Source organism: Candidatus Marimicrobium litorale (genome assembly GCF_026262645.1).
Taxonomy (GTDB): Bacteria; Pseudomonadota; Gammaproteobacteria; order Pseudomonadales; family Halieaceae; genus Marimicrobium; species Marimicrobium litorale.
In genome coordinates this window covers 2,102,122-2,124,311 of the sequence record NZ_SHNO01000001.1, presented here as the reverse complement: position 1 = coordinate 2,124,311, position 22,190 = coordinate 2,102,122, and the positions used below count along the sequence as shown (strand labels likewise).

General features: G+C 58.2%; 22 protein-coding genes. All 22 read left to right on the top strand.

Features of this window, described 5'->3' with window-relative positions; all coding sequences use genetic code 11:
* The first annotated feature begins 15 nt into the window (after window positions 1-15).
* Window positions 16-1,083 carry an NAD(P)H-dependent flavin oxidoreductase gene (locus EYC82_RS09480; protein ID WP_279249290.1) on the top strand — a complete coding sequence of 356 codons (1,068 nt, stop codon included), beginning with the start codon at window positions 16-18 and terminating at the stop codon, window positions 1,081-1,083.
* A gap of 135 nt (window positions 1,084-1,218) precedes the next feature.
* Complete coding sequence (locus EYC82_RS09475) at window positions 1,219-1,980, top strand: enoyl-CoA hydratase family protein (RefSeq protein ID WP_279249289.1); 762 nt, start codon at window positions 1,219-1,221, stop codon at window positions 1,978-1,980.
* Window positions 1,981-2,016: 36 nt separating this feature from the next.
* Window positions 2,017-3,180, top strand: coding sequence for an acyl-CoA dehydrogenase family protein (locus EYC82_RS09470; RefSeq protein ID WP_279249288.1), 1,164 nt, complete (start codon window positions 2,017-2,019; stop codon window positions 3,178-3,180).
* A 32-nt stretch (window positions 3,181-3,212) separates the two neighbouring features.
* A complete protein-coding gene (locus tag EYC82_RS09465; protein WP_279249287.1) occupies window positions 3,213-4,259 on the top strand; it encodes an acyl-CoA dehydrogenase family protein in 1,047 nt (348 codons plus the stop codon).
* A 55-nt stretch (window positions 4,260-4,314) separates the two neighbouring features.
* Window positions 4,315-5,463: an acetyl-CoA C-acetyltransferase gene (locus EYC82_RS09460; RefSeq protein ID WP_279249286.1), complete on the top strand. Its 1,149-nt coding sequence runs from the start codon at window positions 4,315-4,317 to the stop codon at window positions 5,461-5,463.
* Between the two features lie 138 nt (window positions 5,464-5,601).
* On the top strand, window positions 5,602-6,489 hold the full coding sequence (locus EYC82_RS09455; protein ID WP_279249285.1) for an SDR family oxidoreductase: 888 nt from the start codon (window positions 5,602-5,604) through the stop codon (window positions 6,487-6,489).
* 22 nt (window positions 6,490-6,511) lie between these two features.
* Window positions 6,512-7,669, top strand: coding sequence for an acyl-CoA dehydrogenase family protein (locus tag EYC82_RS09450; protein WP_279249284.1), 1,158 nt, complete (start codon window positions 6,512-6,514; stop codon window positions 7,667-7,669).
* Between the two features lie 10 nt (window positions 7,670-7,679).
* Window positions 7,680-8,879 (top strand): acyl-CoA dehydrogenase family protein, encoded by a 1,200-nt coding sequence (locus EYC82_RS09445; RefSeq protein ID WP_279249283.1) that lies wholly within the window; start codon window positions 7,680-7,682, stop codon window positions 8,877-8,879.
* Window positions 8,880-8,936: 57 nt separating this feature from the next.
* The gene (locus EYC82_RS09440) at window positions 8,937-9,728 is read left to right on the top strand and encodes an SDR family oxidoreductase (RefSeq protein ID WP_279249282.1); all 792 of its coding nucleotides are present in this window, start codon (window positions 8,937-8,939) and stop codon (window positions 9,726-9,728) included.
* 119 nt (window positions 9,729-9,847) lie between these two features.
* On the top strand, window positions 9,848-11,050 hold the full coding sequence (locus EYC82_RS09435; protein WP_279249281.1) for an acetyl-CoA C-acyltransferase: 1,203 nt from the start codon (window positions 9,848-9,850) through the stop codon (window positions 11,048-11,050).
* Between the two features lie 139 nt (window positions 11,051-11,189).
* Window positions 11,190-12,932, top strand: coding sequence for a GspE/PulE family protein (locus EYC82_RS09430; RefSeq protein ID WP_279249280.1), 1,743 nt, complete (start codon window positions 11,190-11,192; stop codon window positions 12,930-12,932).
* 6 nt (window positions 12,933-12,938) lie between these two features.
* The gene (locus EYC82_RS09425; protein ID WP_279249279.1) at window positions 12,939-14,147 is read left to right on the top strand and encodes a type II secretion system F family protein; all 1,209 of its coding nucleotides are present in this window, start codon (window positions 12,939-12,941) and stop codon (window positions 14,145-14,147) included.
* 57 nt (window positions 14,148-14,204) lie between these two features.
* Window positions 14,205-14,645, top strand: coding sequence for a type II secretion system major pseudopilin GspG (gene gspG / locus EYC82_RS09420; protein WP_279249278.1), 441 nt, complete (start codon window positions 14,205-14,207; stop codon window positions 14,643-14,645).
* Between the two features lie 35 nt (window positions 14,646-14,680).
* Complete coding sequence (locus EYC82_RS09415) at window positions 14,681-15,157, top strand: prepilin-type N-terminal cleavage/methylation domain-containing protein (protein ID WP_279249277.1); 477 nt, start codon at window positions 14,681-14,683, stop codon at window positions 15,155-15,157.
* Entirely contained in the window at window positions 15,144-15,548 is a 405-nt protein-coding gene (locus EYC82_RS09410) for a type II secretion system protein (protein WP_279249276.1), read from the top strand. Before EYC82_RS09415 ends, EYC82_RS09410 begins: the two co-directional genes overlap by 14 nt.
* The gene (locus tag EYC82_RS09405) at window positions 15,545-16,171 is read left to right on the top strand and encodes a PulJ/GspJ family protein (protein WP_279249275.1); all 627 of its coding nucleotides are present in this window, start codon (window positions 15,545-15,547) and stop codon (window positions 16,169-16,171) included. The genes EYC82_RS09410 and EYC82_RS09405 overlap by 4 nt, the downstream gene beginning before the upstream one ends.
* On the top strand, window positions 16,168-17,085 hold the full coding sequence (locus EYC82_RS09400; protein ID WP_279249274.1) for a type II secretion system protein GspK: 918 nt from the start codon (window positions 16,168-16,170) through the stop codon (window positions 17,083-17,085). The genes EYC82_RS09405 and EYC82_RS09400 overlap by 4 nt, the downstream gene beginning before the upstream one ends.
* Complete coding sequence (locus tag EYC82_RS09395; protein WP_279249273.1) at window positions 17,085-18,101, top strand: PilN domain-containing protein; 1,017 nt, start codon at window positions 17,085-17,087, stop codon at window positions 18,099-18,101. The genes EYC82_RS09400 and EYC82_RS09395 overlap by 1 nt, the downstream gene beginning before the upstream one ends.
* The gene (gene gspM / locus EYC82_RS09390; RefSeq protein WP_279249272.1) at window positions 18,098-18,658 is read left to right on the top strand and encodes a type II secretion system protein GspM; all 561 of its coding nucleotides are present in this window, start codon (window positions 18,098-18,100) and stop codon (window positions 18,656-18,658) included. The genes EYC82_RS09395 and gspM overlap by 4 nt, the downstream gene beginning before the upstream one ends.
* Complete coding sequence (locus tag EYC82_RS09385) at window positions 18,655-19,212, top strand: type II secretion system protein N (protein ID WP_279249271.1); 558 nt, start codon at window positions 18,655-18,657, stop codon at window positions 19,210-19,212. The genes gspM and EYC82_RS09385 overlap by 4 nt, the downstream gene beginning before the upstream one ends.
* 41 nt (window positions 19,213-19,253) lie before the next feature.
* Window positions 19,254-21,389 carry a type II secretion system secretin GspD gene (gene gspD, locus EYC82_RS09380; RefSeq protein WP_423243902.1) on the top strand — a complete coding sequence of 712 codons (2,136 nt, stop codon included), beginning with the start codon at window positions 19,254-19,256 and terminating at the stop codon, window positions 21,387-21,389.
* Between the two features lie 381 nt (window positions 21,390-21,770).
* Window positions 21,771-22,133 (top strand): hypothetical protein, encoded by a 363-nt coding sequence (locus tag EYC82_RS09375; RefSeq protein WP_279249270.1) that lies wholly within the window; start codon window positions 21,771-21,773, stop codon window positions 22,131-22,133.
* Window positions 22,134-22,190: the final 57 nt, after the last annotated feature.

Here is a 22,190-nt window from a genome sequence, read left to right as displayed (position 1 = left end):
TGGAGAAACTGAGACATGCTTGAGACACGCTTGACGGAATTGCTGGGTTGCCGTTACCCCATCGTGCAGACCGCAATGGGCTGGGTAGCGGACCCTAACCTGGTCGCGGGCAGCTGCAACGCGGGGGGGTTTGGATTCCTGGCCGGCGCCACTATCCCGGCGCAGGAGATGGAGCGGGATATTCAGAGGGTGAAGGAATTAACCGACCAGCCCTTCGGTGTGAATTTCCATATGTATCAGCCCAACGCGATGGCTATTGTGGACCTGGTGATACGCCATGGCGTGAAAGCGGTGAGTTACTCACGATCTCCCGGGCCGGACATGATCAGAAAATTGAAGGACGCAGGCGTTGTCTGCATGCCGACCGTTGGCTTGCCCAAGCATGCCATCAAGGCGGTGGAGCTGGGGGCAGATGCCGTTACCGTGCAGGGTGGAGAGGGCGGGGGACATACGGGCGCTGTGCCCACCTCCTTGCTGATACCGCAGGTGGTTGATGCGGTCAGTGACAAGGTGCCCGTGGTCGCAGCGGGCGGTTTCAAGGATGGTCGCGGCTTGCTGGCCGCACTGTCATTTGGCGCTGACGGTATTGCCATGGGCACGCGATTTCTGATGACAGAAGAGAGTCCCGTGCCCCGGGAAACACTGCAGCGTTATATCGACTGCAAGAATCCCGGTGAGATTATCGTGTCGAAGGCTATGGATGGTTTACCGCAGCGCATGATCATGAACGAACTGTTGGTTGAACTGGAAAAAGCCAGCGCCCTGAAGAAGTTGCTGATCGCCATGCGCAATGGCCTGGCTTTCCGCAAACACACGGGTGCGAGCATCATCAGTTTGCTCAAGTCCGCTCTGGCGATGGGCCGCGATGACGATATGACCGCCGCCCAGGCCATTATGTCTGCCAATGCGCCCATGATTATTCAGAGAGCGATGGTGGATGGAGAGCCGTCCCGGGGTGTGTTGCCCTCGGGCCAGGTCGCCGGTGTTATCAGCGAGCTGTTGACCTGCGAAAAATTGATTGCCTCAATTGTTGAGGAAGCGGAGCAGCGCTTGAAGTTATTGGCATTGAAAGCAGAGGCGTAGCGCACAATAAATCCCCGCAGGGGACTGAACACGCGGAGTGGCAGTGAGGCAGTTACAGCTTCATCCGGAAGTCGAAACCGCGACGCAGGGGTCGACCTACGATTAACAGAATTGAACGCGACAGGAATCGGAACTATGGCCAAGCCATTCAAGACAACGATCGACAGCGGTATCGCTGAAGTGATTCTCGACCACCCTCCAGTGAACGCCTTTGACAGTGCCGGCTGGTTCGCTATCGCGGCGGAAATAGATGCCCTGGGCGAAAATGACACTGTGCGGGTGATTGTCATCGCCGCTGCCGGCAAAGGGTTTTGTGCCGGGGTGGACATCAAGGAGTTGGCGGCTGACAGCACAAAGATCGTCGACGTGAACAAGGGTAATTACGAGACATTTCGGGCAATTCATCGCAATCCAAAACCGGTGATCGTGGCGTTGCATAGCTTTGTGCTGGGAGGTGGCATCGGCATGGCGGGTGCTGCGGATATCATCCTGTGTTCCGATTGTGCGCGTTTCGGTGTGCCTGAGATCGACCGGGGCGCGATGGGCGGTGGCGCGCATCTACAACGTATGTTCCCGGTACAAAAGGTGCGTTACATGTATTTCACCGGTGAGTTTATCGATGCCCAGGAGGCTTACCGCCTCGGAGCAGTGGAAAAAGTAGTGCCCCTCGAGGAGCTGCTGCCTGCTGCCCGTGATATCGCTGCCAAGATCGCAGAGAAATCTCCTGCCATGGTGAGGCTGGCGAAAGAAGCGCTCACCGGGATTGAAGATGGCAATTTAGAGGACAAGTACCGCTGGGAGCAGGGGTTTACCCTGGAGGCTTATACCGTGGGCGATTCGCAGGAATCGCGTAACGCCTTTGTGCAAAAGCGCGACGCCAAGTTTGATCAAGAGTGAATCCGGGGCCAAGACCGGGGGAGAGATGATAGATCTATGGAACTAGCCTATACAGACAAGCAACAGGCCTTCCGTGCGGAAGTACGCAGTTGGCTGGCGGTGAATGTGCCGGCAGAGCCACTGCAGTCTTTCGATACCGAAGAGGGGTTCAAGGCACACCGCCAGTGGGAGGCCACACTCAATCGTGGGCGCTGGGGTATGGTGACCTGGCCTGAAGCGCTGGGGGGCCGGGGTTGCGACCTGATCGAGTGGCTTATTTTCGAGGAGGAGTATTACCGTGCGCAAGCGCCTCTGCGGGTAAACCAGAATGGAATTTTCCTGTTGGGCCCCACCTTGATGGAGTACGGCACGGAAGAGCAGAAAGCCCGTATCCTGCCCCCGATGGCCACTGGCGAAGAGGTGTGGGCGCAGGGTTGGTCGGAGCCCAATGCCGGCTCGGACATGGCAGCGATACGCGCGACCGCGCGCCTCGAGGGCGACAAGTACGTGGTGAATGGGCAGAAAATCTGGTCCACCCGTGCCGTCTGGGCCGACTGGTGTTTCGGTATGTTCCGCACTGATCCCGAGTCTGAGCGTCACCGGGGTTTGACTTTTATTCTGGTGCCTCTGGACAGTCCGGGTATTACGGTGCGACCGATTCCGCAATTAGACGGGTTGCCCGGCTTCGCGGAGATTTTTTTTGATGATGTTGAAGTGGCGATTGAAAACCGGCTCGGCGATGAAGGGGCCGGCTGGAGCGTGGCTATGGCGACTGCAGGGTTTGAGCGAGGGCTCATGCTGCGTTCTCCGGCGCGATTTCAGGAAACCGCGCGACGACTGGTCGAGTTGTACACCGCCAATCGTGAGTCCGCAGACCGGGATCCGGCGGTGAAGGAGGCGGTGTTGCGCGCTTATCTGGACGCGGAAAGCTACTGCCTTGCGACGTATCAGACTGCCTGCCGTCTCAATAAAGGCGGCAAGATCGGAGCAGAGTCATCGACCAACAAGATATTCTGGTCTGAGCTTGACCAGAACATGCACGCGGCGGCCATGAGTATTCTTGGCGCTCGCGCCGAACTCTTGTCCCATGCGCCGGATGCCAGCGGTGTTGGCAAGTGGCTCGATGGCTGGATGTTCTCCATGTCGGGGCCGATTTATGCAGGCACTAATGAGGTGCAGCGAAACATTATTGCCGAGCGCATGCTCGGGATGCCGCGCTGAGCGGTGGGTTGGATGCGGAGAAATAACTGAGTATGGACTTTACGTTTACAGAAGATCAGTTGCTGTTTCAGGCGTCGGTCAGGGAATTCCTGACCAATGAAGTGACCACCGAGCGCATTCGCGCAAGTTGGGAATCAGACTCGGGACGCAGCGACGCATGGTGGAGTCAGTTGGCTGAACTTGGGTTGACCGGTATCACGGTGCCTGAGGTGTACGGCGGGTTGGGCATGAATGAGCTGGACTTCGTTTTATTGGCGCAGGAATGCGGTTACGTCGCACTGCCGGAGCCGCTGGTGAATACGGCGCTGGTTTCCGTACCGTTGTTGCGTGACATTGGCGGGGAGGTGGCGGCGCACTGGCTGCCGAAGATCGCCACCGGTGAAGCGAAAGTCGTTGTCGGTCTGGCGCAAAATAGGCTTGTAGAAGATGCCCATGTAGCCGACTTACTGTTGTTGCAGCAGGGTGGTGTGCTGCTCGCGGCGACACCGGAGCAAGTGAGCTTAAGGCATAACGAGTCGGTCGATCCCTCAAGAAAACTGTATGCCGTCGATGTCACGGGTCAACCGCTGGAAGTCGCGGCGGGTGCCCGTGCCGAGGCGCTGATCGCAGAAGCGCTGAACCGCGGTGCATTGGGCGGCGCAGCCCAGGCGCTTGGGCTGGCCCAGCGCATGATTGATGCAACAGTGCAGTACACCAGCGAACGGCAGCAATTTGGCAAGCCGGTGGGCAGTTTTCAGGCAGTGAAGCACCAGATGGCCAACGTGGCAGTGCAGCTGGAGTATGCGAAGGCGCCCACGCACCGCGCGGCCTATGCGTTGGCAAGTGGCCAGGCGATTGCGTCACACGCTGTCTCCCACGCCAAACTGGTGGCGTGCGATGCGGCTAACCTGGCCGCTAGGAACTGCCACCAGGCACACGGAGCGATGGGCTACACGTGGGAGATGGACCTGCATATTTTTATGAAAAAAGCGTGGGCGCTGGCCAATTGCTGGGGCGACGCAGGATTTCACAAGGCGCGTATTGGGCGCACGATTTTTGCTGATGGCGCCGCGCTGGGTGCGGGCGCGACATTTGGTTAGTCGCAAGCCGATTTTTCAAGTTCACGTTGTTCAAGATGAGTAGAGGAAACCCGTTATGGCAGATGCATACATAGTAGACGCAGTTCGTTCGCCCACCGGTCGCCGCAAGGGCGGTTTAGCGGATGTCCATGGCGCTGACCTGGGTGCGCACGTGCTCAAGACATTGTCGGATCGTAATGAAATACCCGATGACGAATACGACGACGTGATCTTCGGCTGTGTCGATACCATTGGCCCCCTTGCGGGTGACATTGCGCGGACCTGCTGGCTCGCGGCGGGCCTTGCGGAGGTTGTGCCGGGCACGACCATTGACCGTCAGTGCGGTTCGTCCCAGCAGGCCGTGCACTTTGCAGCACAGGCCATTATGGCGGGGGTGAATGACGTTGTCGTTGCGGGCGGTGTGCAAACGATGACGCAGATTCCCATTTCATCGGCCATGTTGGCTGCCCAGCCTATGGGTTTCCCCGACCCTTTCTCCGGTAGCCAGGGATGGGTCGCGCGTTACGGCGATGTACCGCCGTCGCAGTTTACGTCCGCCCAGATGATTGCCGACAAGTGGGACATCTCGCGTGAGCAGATGGAAGCGTTTGCCTTACGCTCTCATACGCTGGGACAGCAGGCGATCGACGAAGGGCGCTTTGATCGAGAAATCGCACCGCTGAATGGCGTGGACACGGATGAGACTGTGCGCAATACCTCGTTGGAAAAAATGGCTGAACTGGAACCGTTGGTAGAGGGCGGTACTATCACCGCTGCGGTGTCCAGCCAGACCTGTGATGGTTCATCCGCCGTGCTGATCGTATCGGAAGACGCACTGAAGCGTTACAACCTGACCCCTCGAGCCCGTATCGCTCACATGAGTGTGCGGGCAGCCGACCCGATCTGGATGCTTACCGCGCCGATCCCGGCGACTGAATATGCGATGAAAAAATCTGGTATGAAGCTGGACGATATCGATCTCGTGGAAATTAACGAAGCGTTTGCCTCGGTGCCCATGGCGTGGCTACTGGAGACGGGCTATCCGCTGGAGAAAATCAATGTCAACGGCGGTGCGATTGCTCTGGGTCATCCGCTGGGAGCCAGTGGCACCAAATTGATGACGACCCTGTTGCATGAGCTCGAGCGCTCAGGCGGTAAGTACGGGCTGCAAACTATGTGTGAAGGGGGTGGTCAGGCGAACGTTACTATCCTGGAGAGACTGTAGTCTGGGTTTATGTCGGGCTGTGGCGCTGTGAAGTTTCATGCTGCCGATCGGGGTAAGGGCCGTTGACGTGCTTTTCAGTCTAATGAGACGCAAAAAGAGATTGGGTAGTTTTTTAGTGACACGTGGAGGAGTGAATAGATGAGTGGAATTCTGCAAGGTCGTACAGCGATTGTCACCGGCGCCGGTGGCGGCCTGGGTGCAGCCCACGCGAGGGTGTTTGCGTCGGAGGGATGTGCGGTAGTCGTCAATGACATCAATACCGAGGCGGCACAGGCGGTGGTCGATAGCATCACGGCTGCCGGCGGCAGGGCGATTGTGAACAGCTCCGATATTACCCACTATGACGACAGTCTGAATGCCGTAAAGCAGGCTATCGACAGCTTTGGTGGTCTTGATATCGTGTTGAACAACGCGGGCATTAACCGCGATCGTATGTTCGCCTCAATGACCGAGGCAGAGTGGGACGCCATCATGGCGGTTCACCTGAAAGGACACTTTTGCATCAGCTCTCACGCAGTGCACTATTGGCGTGGATTGTCCAAAGAGGGCAGGGCCGTGGACGCGCGCATCATTAATACAACCTCCGGCGCGGGCCTGCAAGGTTCTGTCGGCCAGTCCAATTACGCGGCGGCCAAGGCCGGTATTGCTGCCTTAACGCTAAACCAGGCGGCGGAGTTGGGTCGTTATAACATTACCGCGAATTCGGTAGCACCTTCCGCGCGCACCGGTATGACTACGGCAGTCCCTGCGATGGCTGAGCGTATGAAAAAGCCAGAGGATGACAGCTTCGATCATTTCGCACCCGAGAACGTATCCAATCTGCTGGCCTGGCTTGCAAGCTCCGAGGCGTCCGGCGTGACCGGGCGTGTCTTTGAAGCAGAGGGTGGTCGCATTTGTATCTGCGACGGTTGGCGCACCACCGAGGGCGTTGATCGTGGGGCAGCGTGGGCGCCCGCTGAGATCGGTGAGGCCATGAAAGAATTGCTGAAGGCGGAAGTGCCGGCCCAGAAAGTCTGGGGAACCTAGAGCGCAAGCGCGCGGAGTTGTTATGGAATTTGCGTTTACAGAAGAGCAGGAAATGATTCGCGATACCGCATCGTCGTTTCTTGCCGAGGTCTCTACCAGTGCCGCGGTGCGTGCCGCGATGGCGACGGAGCAGGGTTACGATGGTGCACTGTGGCATCGCATCTGCTCGGAGATGTACTGGCAGGCGATACATGTTCCTGAAGAGTTTGGCGGTATGGGCCTCGGTTACGTCGAGGTGGTGGCCACCATGGAGCAGATGGGCCGCTACCTCTTGTGCTCACCCTATTTCTCCACGGTATGTCTGGCAGCCAACGCGCTGCTGCTGGCGGGTAGTGATGCGCAGAAAGCGGAGTGGCTGGGTCGCATGTGTGAAAGTGGTCACACCGCGACGGTGGCCTTCAACGGAGGCATAAGCGATTGGGGCGCAGACGCGATAACAGCGACCTGGCGTCGTGAGGGTGACAGTTATGTGCTCAATGGCGAATACCGCTATGTCGTGGATGGCCATACCGCAGAACTGTTGATCGTGGCGGCGCGAGAAGAGGGGAGCGGCGGCGAGCAGGGCATCAGCCTGTTCTTGTTGCCCGCAGAGACGCCGGGCGTGACTCGCCAGTGGTTGCCCACTATGGATCAGGCCCGTAAGCAGGCGAGCCTGCAACTGTCCGGCGTGACGCTGGCGCAACCTGCGCTGATGGGTGAGGCGGGAGGTGCCTGGACGCATCTGTCCGCTGTGCTTGATCTCGCCGCGATAGCCCTCGCCGCTGAGCAGGTGGGAGGGTGCCAGCAGTTGCTTGATCAGGTGGTCGAGTACACGGGTGAGCGGGTCCAGTTCAATCGCACCATTGCTAGTTTTCAGGCAGTCAAACACAAGGCTGCCGACATGATGTTGCAGACAGAGGTGGCGCGCTCCGCCATTTATTATGGCGCCTGTATCGCGCAGGAAGCGCTGGATGGCGGACCGATGGCCGCCGAACTTGGCGACGCTGCCAGTGTGACAAAGTCTTACTGTTCCGATGCCTATTTCGCCATAGCCGGCGATGCACTGCAGCTATTTGGTGGTGTCGGTTTTACGTGGGAATACGATATCCACCTGTACTTCAAGCGCGCCAAGTCATCGGAACACCTGCTCGGCAATGGCGCTTTTCACCGCGAGCGCATTGCACAATGTTTGCTGGATTGAGGACAAGGCTATGAAATTAAGTTTCAGTGCGCAGGACGAACAGTTTCGGGAAGAAGTAGCGGAGTGGTTGCAGGCAAACCTGACCGGTGAATTCGAAAAGCTGAAATACCGGGGTGGTCCCGGAGACGAACACACCTATCCCGAAGAACGCAAGATCTGGGAAAAAAATCTCGCGGCGGGGGGGTGGACCTGCGTCGGTTGGCCCAAGGAATACGGTGGACGCGGTTGCTCTATCGAGCAACAGGTTATCTTCTTTGAGGAGTACGCCCGTGCCGGAGCGCCGGGACGCGTTGGGCACATCGGCGAGGGCCTGACAGGGCTGACGCTGATCGCCTTTGGTACCGAGGCACAGAAACAGAAATACCTGCCGGGGATTGTGGCCGGTACCGAGCTGTGGTGCCAGGGATATTCTGAACCGGGTGCCGGATCTGACCTCGCTAACGTAAAGACCAAGGCGCGGTTCGATGAAGCCCGCGGTAAATGGCTCATCAGTGGCCAGAAGGTCTGGACCTCGCTGGCGCATGAATCGGATTTTTGTTTCGTGATCGCCCGTACTGATCCAGATTCGGTGGCACACAAGGGCCTCGGATTTTTTCTTTTAAAAATGGACCAGCCCGGCGTTGAGGTGCGGCCTATCGAGCAGATGACCGGCACATCGGAATTCAACGAGGTGTTTTTCGACGAGGCTGAGTGCGACGCAGACGATATCGTTGGCGAGCCCGGGGACGGCTGGAAAGTCGCCATGGGTTTACTCGGTTTCGAGCGAGGAGTCTCGACGCTGGGCCAGCAGATGCAGTTCCAGAACGAATTCGATGCAGTTGTCTCCCTCGCTCGCGACAACGGTGCTGCGAGCGATCCTGTGATTCGCCAGCGCATTGCTCATGCACACACTGAACTCAAGATCATGCGCTACAACGCGATGCGAATGTTGTCGGGCCAGAGCGGCAGTGATGGTGGTCTGCAAAAAGAGGCGCTGATTTACAAGCTGTATTGGGCGAGTTGGCATCGCAGTCTGGGTGAGCTTGCCATGGATGTGATGGGCCCGGAATGTGAGATTCTGCCGGAGGGCCCCTATGCACTGAGCCCGCTGCAATCGATGTACCTTTTTGTGCGTTCCGACACGATCTACGGCGGAACCAATCAGATACAGCGCAATATCATTGCCGAGCGAGGCTTGGGTATGCCCAAGGAACCGCGCGGCACACTGTAAAGGAACGCGTCATTCCGACGGATAGACAAACTCGTTTTTGAGGCGGAGGGAACAGCAATGGATTTGAAGACACCCGAATACGTAGAGGGCCATGGCCTGATTAAGGGTAAGTCGGTCTTGATTACGGCGGCAGCCGGAGCCGGTATCGGGTTTTCGGCGGCGACGCGGGCAGCGGAAGAGGGTGCCCGGGCAATCGTGCTCAGTGATATCCACGAAAAGCGTCTGGATGCCGCTGTTGAGAAATTGAAAGGGGAGACTGGCCTCACCGCGGTGTATGGGCAGGTAGGCAATGTGACTGCGGAAGACGATGTGCGCGCACTCATTGATTTTGCCGAAGGAAAAATGGCTGGCGTCGATGTGCTGATTAACAATGCGGGCCTTGGCACCTCCAAGCTTCTAATTGAGATGGAAGATGACGAGTGGCACAAAGTGCTGGATGTGACGCTCAACGGCACCATGCGAATGACCCGCTATATGATGACCGTGATGAAAGCCCGCGGCCAGGGTGGCGTCATTGTCAATAACGCGTCTGTACTCGGCTGGCGTGCACAGAAAGAACAGGCCCATTACGCGGCCGCCAAAGCCGGTGTTATGGCGCTGACGCGCTGCGCTGCGCTCGAGGCGACGGAATTCAACGTACGTATAAACGCGGTTGCACCCTCAATCGTACTGCACCCTATGTTGCGTAAGTCGGCCTCGGAAGAATTGTTGGCAGAACTGGAGTCGAAGGAAGCCTACGGGCGCGCGGCCGAAGCCTGGGAAGTGGCCAACGTGATGATGTTCCTTGCCTCGGATTACTCCTCCTACATGACCGGCGAGATTTTGCCGGTATCGAGCCAGCACGCATGACGCAGTGTCGTTGCGTTGGGGTGTTGCGTGTTGCGAAGTCTGGCGACGCGGTGGCTGCACAACGTCTAGGTAGATTTTATTGCTAAATAGTCGGACAGTTTTTATACAGGAGATAAGAAATGAGAGACGCAGTCATTGTATCTACGGCCCGCACCGGGCTGGCCAAATCGTTCCGCGGTGGTTTTAACGATACCGAGGCCCCGGCCATGGGTGGCCATGTTGTGCGAGCCGCGGTGGAGCGTGCGGGTATTGACCCGGCTGAGGTGGACGATTGTATTTTTGGTGCGGCGGCCCAGCAGGGCACGCAGTCCTACAATATGGGCCGGCTCAGCGCGATTGCCGGTGGTCTGCCCGATACGGTCGCGGGTATGTCGATCGAGCGGCAGTGCTCTTCGGGTTTAATGTCAATCGCGACCGCGGCCAAAAGTATTATGTGTAACGAGTACGATATTGCGGTTGCCGGCGGAGTGGAGTCGATCTCACTGGTGCAAACCAAGCACAAGAACGCCTATCGCAACGTCTCGAAGGCGGTATCCGCGATTGATCCGACGGCGTACATGGCCATGCTCGAAACCGCGGAGGTAGTGTCCGCTCGCTACGGCATTAGCCGCGAGGCCCAGGACGAGTATTCTCTGCAAAGTCAGCAGCGCACGGCGGCTGCCCAGGAGGCGGGCTTGTTCAACGATGAAATCGTACCGATGGACGCAGTACAGGCGGTGTTTGACAGGGAAACCAAAGAAACGACCTACGAGAACGTGGTGGTGGATCGGGACGACTGCAATCGCCCTTCGACTACTCTGGAGAGCCTCGCATCACTGGAACCGGTGTTCAAGGATGGCATGGTTGTTAAGGAAGGGGGGTACATCACCGCCGGAAATTCCTCCCAGTTGTCAGATGGCGCATCCGCTTGTGTCGTCATGGAGTCGCGACTGGCAGAACAAAAAGGTCTGTCACCCCTTGGGGTCTATCGCGGGCTCGCCGTGGCCGGCTGTAAATCGGACGAAATGGGCATCGGTCCTGTTTTTGCGATACCGAAGCTACTTGAGCGGCACAACTTGTCGGTGAGCGATATCGACCTGTGGGAGTTGAATGAGGCCTTTGCCTGTCAGGTGGTTTACTGCCGTGATGAGCTTGGCATAGACAACGCCAGATTGAACGTCAACGGTGGCTCCATCTCCATTGGTCACCCCTTCGGCATGAGTGGCGCCCGTATGGTCGGTCACGCCTTGCTGGAGGGTAAGCGGCGCGGCGCAAAACGAGTGGTGGTGACAATGTGCATCGGTGGCGGCATGGGCGCCGCAGGCCTGTTCGAAGTGGCCTGAAGCCGGAGTACTCGCGCAGCGCTCCGCCCACGGCGGGCGCGCGCCTTGTCTCGCCAGAGGCTATGTTACACTCGCCATTCAAGGGGCGGGTGAAGTGCGCGTGATTTCCCGCATCAACAAAACTGGCGACCAATAGTTTATGAAAAAACTCGGGCAAACACTGGTAGAGCAAGGCAAGCTCTCTGAGCGCGATGTGGAAAGGTCGCTGCTCGCCCAGGTTGAAATGGGCGGTCTGCTGGGTCAGGTATTCGTTAAGCTCGGGCTGGTGTCCGAGCTTGACGTTGCACAAGCGCTCAGTCACCAGCTCGATATCCCCCTGTTGGCAGCGGGTGATTATCCCGAGGCGGCGATTCAGGTGGACGGTTTGTCTCAGGATTTCATTATCAGCAACCACGTGGTGCCTGTGGCCATCACCGATGCTGGCGTCGCTTTCGCTGCCACTGTGCCTCAGGACCCGTTTCTGGCCAAGGCGCTGGGCATGGCGCTGGACAGGCCGGTGTCACTCTCCCTGGGTCTCGAGAGTGACATCATGAAGGTGTTGCAGTTTTACCTCGAAGAAGCGGCCGGGGCTAACTCGGCTCTCGACGACACGTTCAGCGGTCAGAGCGATGATGACTTCATCGAGCACCTGAAGGACATTGCCAGTGAGGCTCCCGTGATCCGACTGGTGAACCAGATTATCCACCGGGCGCTGGACATGGGTGCGTCGGATATCCATATCGAGCCTTTCGAGGACGGCATCCATTTGCGCTACCGTGTAGATGGTGTCCTGCAACCATTTCCTGACCCGCCGGCGGCGCAACTGGCGCCGGCCATCGCTTCACGCATAAAGTTGTTATCGCAGATGAATATTGCCGAACGACGCCTGCCGCAGGATGGTCGCATCATGACCCGTGTCAAAGGCCATGAACTTGACCTGCGGGTTTCGACCATTCCCACTGTTCACGGTGAAAGTATTGTTATGCGGGTGCTGGATCGCGACAGCATCAAGTTGAGTCTGTCTCTGATGGGATTTAGTGAGCACACCCTGGAGCGTTACCAGGAGTTGCTGTCGCGACCACATGGAGTATTGCTGTTGACTGGGCCCACGGGTTCCGGCAAGACCACCACCCTGTACGCATCACTGGCGTCACTTGATTCCGATGCGCTGAAGATTATTACGGTAGAAGACCCGGTGGAATACCAGTTGCAGGGCGTTAATCAGATACAGGTGCAATCGCAGATCGAGCTGGATTTTTCGCGGTCTTTGCGGGCTATCCTGCGCCAGGACCCGGATATCATCATGATCGGCGAAATCCGTGACGCCGAGACGGCGAAGATTGGCGTGCAGTCAGCCCTCACGGGTCACCTCGTATTGTCGACGCTGCACACCAATACTGCCGCGGGTGCGATCACCCGTCTGGAGGACATGGGTGTGGAGCGTTACCTGATTACCTCGTCGGTGAATGGTGTGCTCGCCCAGCGCCTGTTGCGCACCCTGTGTGAGCACTGCAAGGAGCCGGCAACGATGGACGCTCTATCCATTGAGCAAACCGGGCTGCGACGCTACGTGGATGCCGATTCCTGTACCGTCTACCGCGCGGTCGGCTGCGAGCACTGCATGAATACGGGTTACTCAGGTCGCACAGGGATACACGAGCTGTTTGTGCTGGACGACGAAATTCATCGGGTGATCATGACAGGCGCCGATGCGACCCAGTTGCACGCCACCGCCCGGGATTTGGGCATGACCACACTCTATGAAGATGGCCTGAGGAAAGTGCTACAAGGCGTAACGTCTATGGATGAGGTGCTGCGAGTGACCCGGGACCAACGCGAAGACGAGACGGCGGGTGCCGAGGCGCCCGTGAGTGTTGCCGCCGCGGAATTCATGTCGGTATAAGACGCCATGCCACATTTTTCATACAAGGCAGTGGGTCGAGACGGCACCGCCCATGCGGGCACTATCGAGGCGGGGGGAATAGAAATGGCGTCCCGTCAGCTTCGCGCCCAGGGTTTGACGCTGCTAAAGCTAGAGTCCGGAATCACTGCCTCGGCGGCGAGCTCCGCAGCGGTTGGCAAGCCACCGGGGAGGCAGGAGGTACTGTCCATGACCAGTGAGTTGGCCGTGCTGCTGCGCGCCGGCCTGCCGCTGGATAAGGCCCTCAAAGTGCTTATTGATATGGCGGTGCAGCCTGCCATGATCAGTTTGCTGGACGAGCTATTGGCGGCGGTAAAGGGCGGTAAGGCCCTGAGTCAGGCGCTGCAACCTCATGAAGATATTTTTGGCAAGTTCTATATCAATATCGTGCGCTCGGGTGAAGCGGGTGGGCAGTTGTCGGAAGTGCTGGACCGCCTTGTCGACTACCTGGAGCGTGCCAAGGCAAACCGCGACACCGTCGTGTCGGCGCTGATCTACCCCGCCATTCTGGGTTTTGTATCGATTTTGTCTGTGATTTTGATGCTCGGTTTTGTGGTGCCCCAATTCGAGGCGCTTTTCGATGATATGGGGGAGGGTTTACCGGTTATCACGCAAATGGTGATCAGCGGGGCTAATGTCATCAAGAGTTACGGACTGTTTATCGTGCTGGCGCTGGTAGGGTTCGCTTTGTATGCCAGACGCTGGGCGTCGACCGACGCGGGTCAGCGTCGCGTGCACCAAATGCTGCTCGATCTCCCGGTTGCCGGCGGGATCGTTTTTGAATTTGAAATGTCCAAGTTTGCCAGGACAGTGGGTACATTGGTGGGTAATGGAGTGCCGTTACTGGTGGCTATTTCAATTGCCATCGATACTGTGGGCAACAGGGTGCTGCGCGAGGCTCTGGAGGTTCTTCCCCCAGCGGTGAAAGAGGGCAAGCGCATGTCGTTTGCGCTGGAGGAGACCGGCCTGTTTACGCCCATGGTAATCCAAATGCTGCGCGTGGGTGAAGAATCGGGGAGGCTTGATCAAATGTCCCAGGACCTGGCCGACGTCTTCGATAGTCATGTGCAGTCGGGCGTTAAGCGTGGCCTGGCGTTGCTGGAGCCGGTAATGATTTTGGGCATGGGCTTTATTATCGGCATCATTATCATCGCTATCCTGATGGGGATTATGTCCGTCAACAACCTGGCGATATAGCGCCGCTGGCGCGAGTCGGTCGAAATGCACTTTACAACTGTTTTCAGAGAGGTCTACATGAACACGCTTGCAAGAACACAGAACCGGGGCGTGAGCCAGAAAGGTTTTACCCTCATGGAACTGCTGGTCGTGTTGGCCATTCTGGGTCTGCTCATGGGCCTGGTGGGTCCGCAGGTACTGAATCAATTGGGGGGTGCTAAAACCAAAACGGCGGCTCTGCAAATCGCTGATCTTGAGCAGACGCTGGAAATGTACAAGCTGGATATTGGCCGATTTCCCACTACCGAGCAGGGCCTCGATGCGTTGGTCAATAAACCCGCCGGGGTCGTGGGATGGAACGGGCCCTACCTGAAATCGGATGTGCCGCTGGACCCCTGGAATGGCACGTATGTATATACCTACCCGGGTGAGCACGGTGATTTTGACATACTGACCTTGGGTCAGGACGGCGCGCCGGGTGGTGACGGAGAGAACGCGGATGTATCCAGCTGGAATTAGCGTGATATCGCAGACTGCAGGCGTGCGCGGCTAGCATGCCCGCGGCGCTGTGCAGAGATCGGTTTTTTACCTCTGACGGCGGCTTCACAGTGCTGGAGTTGCTCGTGGTCATCAGTATTGTCGGTATGTTGCTCGCGGTGTCGGTGCCCGCATCCTCCCGTTTTTACGAATCCATGCAGTATCGTCAGGCGATCCAGGACGTGGTATCCCTGTTGGCAGGCGCCAGGCATCGGGCGATCAGCACGGGCAAGGCACAAGACGTGATGTTTGATACCGAGTACAAGCGCGTTACCTTGAATCAGGATGTCCGTCAGTTGCCTGAGTCGTTCACCGTGCTCGTCAGTGCAGCCTCGGAGCTGGGTGGCCAGTCGCAGGCTGTCATTCGTTTTTATCCGGAGGGTGGCTCCAGTGGCGGTGATGTCGAACTGGCCCGCCCCGATAAATCCGGTGTGAGAATCTCAGTCGACTGGTTGGTTGGTCGCGTGACACAGCAACCGTATGCTTTCAACTAGACGCGGGCAGACAAGCGAAGCCTCGGGAAGGGGTTTTTCCCTGCTGGAGATGCTGGTCGCTCTGGTGATTCTGGGTTTAGCGTTGGGGGCACTTTACCGCGGAGCGGCCGGGGCGACTCGAAATGTGGGGGCCGATGAAAAATATGCTTACGGTGTCGAGCTGGCGCGCTCTGTGCTGGCCGATCACGGCCGCGTGCCCGAGGCAGGTATAAATGTGGGTGGTGAAACAGATGGCGAGTATCGTTGGTATGCACGGTCTTCACCCGTATTCCTGGTCGGCCAGAATGCTGCGGCGCCCCTGCACGAGATCGAGGTCGGGGTAAACTGGATGGACGGGTTGCGGCGCAGAGCGATCGTGCTGCACTCGGTAGTAGAGGCCGAGGCGCCGTGAAAGCGAAACGTGCAGGATTTATCCCGGCGCGTGAGCGCGGCTTTACGCTGGTAGAGGTCATGGTGGCAATGACCGTGCTGTCGCTTATCCTGCTTGGCACGATGAGCGCTATGCGTACCCTTGCAAACACACAGAGCACACTGGAATTGAAGACTCGGCGTATCGAGCAGGTTCGCAGCGTTTCCACGTTCCTGCGAGACCTGGTGGAGTCAGCGATCGGCAGCGCAGGCAACGTTAATGAAGTGAATACGGGTGGCGGCCCTCTTGACAGTAGCCACTTTCTCGCCGGCGAGGATTTTATCGAATTTGATACGTCGGTGATGTTTGGCGAAAATTATGGTGGCAAACATCGGGTGAGGATTGGGCGGGAGGGGGCTGCGCTGGTCTTTCGCTGGTTGCAGTTGCCGACGCCGGGCCTGAGTGACGTGGAGTGGTCAACCCAGCCCTCCCGAGTGCTCGTGCCGCAGCTGGAATCGCTGACCATTGCCACGCGCAATGAGTTTGCAGACGACTGGATCACGTCGCGCGCAGCGTCTGATCGCAGTGTGCCGGTGCTGGTGCGCCTGAATATGACGGCGGCAGGTCAATACTGGCCGGACCTGATCATGCGGGCGCGACAATGAAGCTCATGCAGGCTGGTACTCCCCAGCGACCCAGCGGCTGGCGACCCAGCGGCTGGCGACCCAGTGCCAGAGAGTCCGAGCGTGGTGTGGCGTTAGCGATTGTGGTCTGGTTTATTGCCGGTATGTCGTTGCTGGTGGTAGGAATGGTGTCGCAGGCCCGATTGGATACGCGCATGGCGCAGCTTCACGTGGCCCGGGCCAAGGCGGTGGCCGCCGGTGATGGCGCGATAAGGTTGATGCTGGCGGAGCGCTTGTTGGTACCCCGACCCGCCGCGGCTGACCTCCTGCGGGGTGACTACCAGATTGGCGATACATCGGTCTCTGTGACGCTCTACCCGGAGGCCGCACTGATCAATATGAACCAGGCGTCTTACCAGACCTTGGTCGCATTGTTCGAGTTGCTCGCGGGTCTGCTGCCGGACGAGGCCAATCTTCTGGCGGACAATGTGTTAAAGTGGCGCGGAGACGCACCTGGCGCAGATAACAAGAAAAGCGTTAGACGCGATTTCAAGAGTGCCGAGGATGTGCTTCGGGTGAACGGGTTGAGCCGCACAGTCTTCGATGCCATTAGGGATTACATTGTAGTGGGAAATAGCAGGGGTTCCACCACCGACTGGGCGCAAGCACCGGAAGCGTTACTGGCAGTCCTCAAGGAGACGCAGCCGGACGAGTTACAGCGTGTCCTGCAGCAGCGGGAGACGCGGCCTGAGACAGAGGTTGAATCACCCGGGAGCGCCCAACGTACCTTGTCAGGATTTCTCCGTGCCGATGCGCTGGTGCACTACGGTGATCAATACTGGTTGCGACGGCACTGGGTATCGTTGGGTGGCGCCGCTCCCGGCGGCACGCTTCCCTGGCGTTCCAAACGCACGGAACCCCCGCGCGTCTATGGCCGTCGCGGGGGCGTGGATTGATGCAGGTGTCCGACCAGAACTGGCGAGTGCTGGGTTTCGATGTGCGTAACCTCGGCAAGCTCTGGGTCGATGCCTGGCGGGACCTTCTCTTCGCCTGGGATTCTCCGGTGCGTCGATTGTTGGACGATATTGTGTGTCTGCGCAGCCTGGACGGCGAACGCTTTTATCAGTCTGGTGAGCCGTGCACTGCAACGGCGGCGGAGTATACGGCCTATCTGTTGCCGGATGAGGTCGTTTTGTCCAAGACGCTTGAACTGCCCGCAGCGGTCGAGGTCGACCTGGCCGCGGCGCTGGCACTGGAGGTTGACGCTTACAGCCCCTTCGCGGCTGAGGATACCCGCTATGGTTGGCGTATAGTGCGCCGCGATGCCGCAGTCATTGAGGTCGTGCTAGCCATCGTTTCTCGCAGCGCGGCGGCTGCTTGCCTCGGTCGGCAATTCAATGCCGAGGATACAGTGCACCAGGAGATTTGGGCCAGAGCGGGTGATGAAAAGATCACGCTAAACGGCTTCGGCGAGGCCGCTCGTGAGAATAGCTATCGCAGGCGCCTGTGGCGCGTTGGGCTGATGTTGTTGGGCGTCGCGCTGCTGGCGCTCGTGATCACCGCGGTCAATAGCGGCTTCAACAGTCTCGCGCTGCAAGAGGTGCGTGCAATGGCCGCCGCCGCGGAGCGCGATTCTGCAGACGCGGCTAGTATACGCGCGCGGTTGGTGCGCAATAACGAATTGGTCGGGGCTGTTGCTGCTATTGCCCGCGATTACCCTAACCCTCACCAGGAAATTGCCCGCCTGACGCAGTTGCTCAATGACGGTGAGTCTGTCGACAACTTTTCGATGGACGGACTCGCTGTCGGTTTGCGCGGCCGTGCACCGGATGCGGCGTCGGTCATGCAGCGGCTGACCCAGCAGGATGAGTATGCGGAGGTGACGGCGCCGCGGGCCTTCGCGCGGGTCAAGGGTGCTGGCGTAGAGCAGTTTTATCTCGATATACAATTGCGCCGCGGAGATACGCCGTGAATTGGGCAGTGAGCCATCGGCGCAGCGCGTGGATTTGTGGTGGCACGCTGCTGATCCCTCTATCGTTGTATGTCTATGCATTGGCAGGTGCCTGGAGTCCGGGCAGGGGTTATCAGGCTGATATTGATAGCCTGACCCCGCGTATTGCCCGACTGCGCGGACTGGGTGAAAATGAGGAGCCGTTGCGCGATGCCTCCATCGGCGCTCGCAAGGCGATTGACGCGTTGGCCTATCCGGCGGTCGCTGATGTGGCGGCAGTCTCTGCGGCCCTGCAGACCGATATTCGGCAGCGGGTCAGTGAGGCGGGCTTGTCGGTGAGCAATAGCCAGCTGCTGCCGGTGGTAACAGAGGGTCGCTTCGATTACATCCGTATGCGCCTCACGCTTGAGGGCGACCTGTCAGGACTGGATGACGCCCTGTCGGGGCTCGCGCAATTCAAGCCGCTCCTGTTGGTTGAGTCGTTGGACATTGCGCCATTGCGTGCGGCACGAAAGAAAGCCGCAAGTCAGCTGATGAGAGCCAGGATACAAGTATTTGCCCTGAAGGTGGCGCAATGAGCGCGTACAGATGGCTGTCCGAACGATACCGAGTGGCGACCCAGCCTCTGCGCGCGGAGCGCCGTATCGAGGTCGTGGTGATCCTGCTCTTGCTGGCGCTGCTGTTGCAACTGATTGTGGGCGTTGCCTCCCTTGGCCTGCAGTCCACGCCGGAGGCTATCGCGCCGGCTCCTGATACTTTGCAGCTGGTGGTGTTTCCCGGTAGGGTCGCGGTGAGCGCGGCGCAAAGTAACGAGATCCGCAGCCGGCCCCTGCTGTGGCCCAGTCGCCGCCCCGATGAGTCCGTGGTCGAGTTGCCCGAAATTACCACCGAAAAAGCCAGTAATTTGAGTGAAATGAGTTTAGTGGGTGTGTTCGGTGCGGGTGACTCTGCTGGTATCATAGTGCGGGTTAAGGGTAAGCCGCGGCGCCTTCGCCTCGGGGATGAACTGGTCGGGTGGACGCTGGAGTCGGTAGCAGCAAAAGAAGTCGTGCTGAAAAATGGCAATCGGCGGGAGACTCTGGTGCTCCAGCCGGCAATGGCGCCAACGGCTAATGTAAACTCCAGAAAGTGAAACGGACGTACGCGGTGTACATAACAACGGAAGCCATGTCAGTGGACTCATTCAGATTGCGGTACCTTCCCAGCGTGCTGCTGGTGTTTATATTGGGCAGCTGTACTGCCATGGACAGCAAGCAGGCCGGGACCGGGCCGGCAGTTGCCGCGGCAACGACAGTGGATGCCCCTGTGCCGCTCTCGACATCGGCATCTTCATTGGCCGATCAGACCGTGGCGGAATCGCGCCGTGTGCCGCCGACCATCTTCAGGGGCAATGACACCCAGGTACGTATGCCCCCGGCAGAGGAGCCGGTTCGCTTTGTCGGCGATGATGTCAGCCTTAACTTTGAGCAGGCGCCGCTTGCCGAAGTGATGCATGCTGTTATGGGCGATATTCTGCAGCTGGATTACATCGTCGACCAGCCGGTGAAAGGACAGGTTACCCTGCGCACGCGCACACCGATTCCCCGGAATGAGTTACTGCAGGTGCTGGAATCTCTGCTCAAGGCCAACAATGCCCTGTTGGTCAGGGGCAGTGACGGGCGCTATCTGGTGACCGGCGCTGCACGAGGCAGCCGCCTCGCGCCTGCGGTATCTAACCCGCGCAGCAGCGACCCGGGCTACAGCACCATCGTGGTACCCCTGAGATATATCAGTGCGTCAAATATGGCCGAGATCCTGCAGCCGGTGGCAGATGAAAGCTCCTTTGTGCTGGTGGACAACAGTCGCAATATTATGATGCTGGCGGGTACCCGTGAGCAGCTGGATGGCTGGTTGGACATTGTGAGCACATTCGATGTGGATCAGCTCAGCGGCATGTCGGTCGGCTTGTTCCCGCTGGAAAACAGTAATGTGGAGGATGTGGCCGAGGCCCTGTCCGCCATGCTGGAAACCGGTGAACAAGGCGATATCGTGCGGGTGGTGCCGGTCAAGCGCCTCAACAGCCTGCTGTTGATTACGCCGCGCAGTCACTACCTCGATACGCTGGGTGTGTGGATTGAGCGCCTCGATAGCGCGGCGGACTCCCTGTTCGAAAAGCGCCTGTTTGTCTACCCGGTGCAGAACACCAGTGCTAAGCGTTTGTCTGAATTGCTTAACAGTATTTATGCCAATGAGCTGTCGGTGCAGACCACCTCAGCGGAGGTCAACAGCGATAGTCTCTCCGGGATAGGGGTTGCTGGCGGCGTTGCGCCGGGGCTGTCTTCCAATATGATCGGCGAAGGCGCCAGCGGCGCGGCGCGCGACTTCGAGTCATCGGGCTCAAATTCAAGCGCTGCAGTCGCTGATACGGCGTTCAAAAACACCGCCCTGCAGGATGTGCGCGTCGTGGCGGACGAAGAAAATAATGCCTTGATGATTTATTCCACGGGCAAGCAATACGCGATTATCGAGGCCGCATTAATGCAGCTGGACGTGGTGGCGACGCAGGTGCTGATCGAGGCGAGCATTCTTGAGGTATCACTCACCGATGAGCTTGAGTACGGGCTGGAATGGACCTTCAGTAACAGTATTGGCAACCAGCGTGAAGGGACGGGTATTCTGGATGCCGCGGTGGCGGCGGCGACCGGTGGGTTCTCCTACACGGTGAGAAACAACGCCGGGGACATCAAGGCGGAGCTCAATGCGTTGGCCAGCGAAGGGTTGGTCAACATTATATCGACCCCCTCAGTGATGGTGCTGGATAACAACGCCGCCTATATCCATGTCGGCGACCAGGTACCGATTCGCGACTCCACCACATTCACCGACGGTGGCAATGAGATCAGTTCAATCAGCTATAAGGATACGGGTGTGCAGCTGAAGGTCAGGCCGTCTGTCAATGCCGGTGGCCTGATAACGATGGATATCGAGCAATCGGTCACCGATGTCGGTGAGATAGACATCGCGACGCGTCAGCGGGAATTTCTCGAGCGAAGTATTATGAGTCGTGTGGCGGTGCGCTCCACGGAATCCGTTGTTCTCGGTGGCTTGATCCGCGAAAATGCCAATGACACCACTACCGGTATCCCCTTCTTATCGAGCTTGCCGCTGGTAGGGGCTTTATTTGGCTCTACGGTGCAGAAATCCAATCGGACGGAGCTGCTGGTGATTATCACCCCCCGCGCGTTGTATACCGAGAGCGAACTCCGTGAAGTGGGCCGCGAAATGCGCTCCCAGGTGCGCCATATGGAGCTGATCGAGACCGCGCCCTGAAGCGGCTGGCAGACGCACTGATTCCGACCTGTTCGGCCCCCTTTTTCATGGTATTTTTCACGCTGCTTTTGGGTGATTTTCACATGCTTCCCGGCGAGTGATCCGGTCAGCGTTTGAGGGCTTGGTTATCGCAAGGCGCTGGGTGGGTCGGCAAGCGGCTATGGGCCGCCCCGGCGGCTACGAAAAGTGGGGCGGTGAAGCGTGAAGGTGCGCAAGATGGGAGGCGCCGCCTTGAATTGTGCAGACGGTGCCGTATAATTCCGGCTCGTTTTAGGAATAGTATTTAAAAACAGTAGGTTAAGAGGTTTTAGAATGCGGTATCAGTGCCTGGTTGGAGTAATTTTTGCCACGATTTGTATCGTCTTGGCAGGGTGTTCGGGGGTGCAAACGCTCAGTGAACAGCAGCGCACTGCACTGGAGGATCGAGTGACTGAGCGATGGCAGGCACTGGAGGCAAGGGAGTTCGAACAGGCCTGGGAATACACCTCCCCGGCTTTTAGAGCTATTTTCCCTAAGCAGTTGTATAGGAAAAAGTTTTCCTATGCGGTGACGTGGGAGTTGACAGGGGTCAAAGTAGTTAACTATGATGCCTCTGCAGCTGTGGCAAGTGTGGTGGTAAGGGTCATGTCCGAACCCACCAAACGAACCTCAACGGCATCTGAGTTGATTGGCGCGACCCCGACTAGTGTTCGTGAACGGTGGATATTCACGGATGGTCAGTGGTGGTTTTCTGCCAACTATTAGGTAAGGTTGCAGGTTGACAGCTAGCTGCGGATGCAGATAATAGCGCTAGCAGCCATA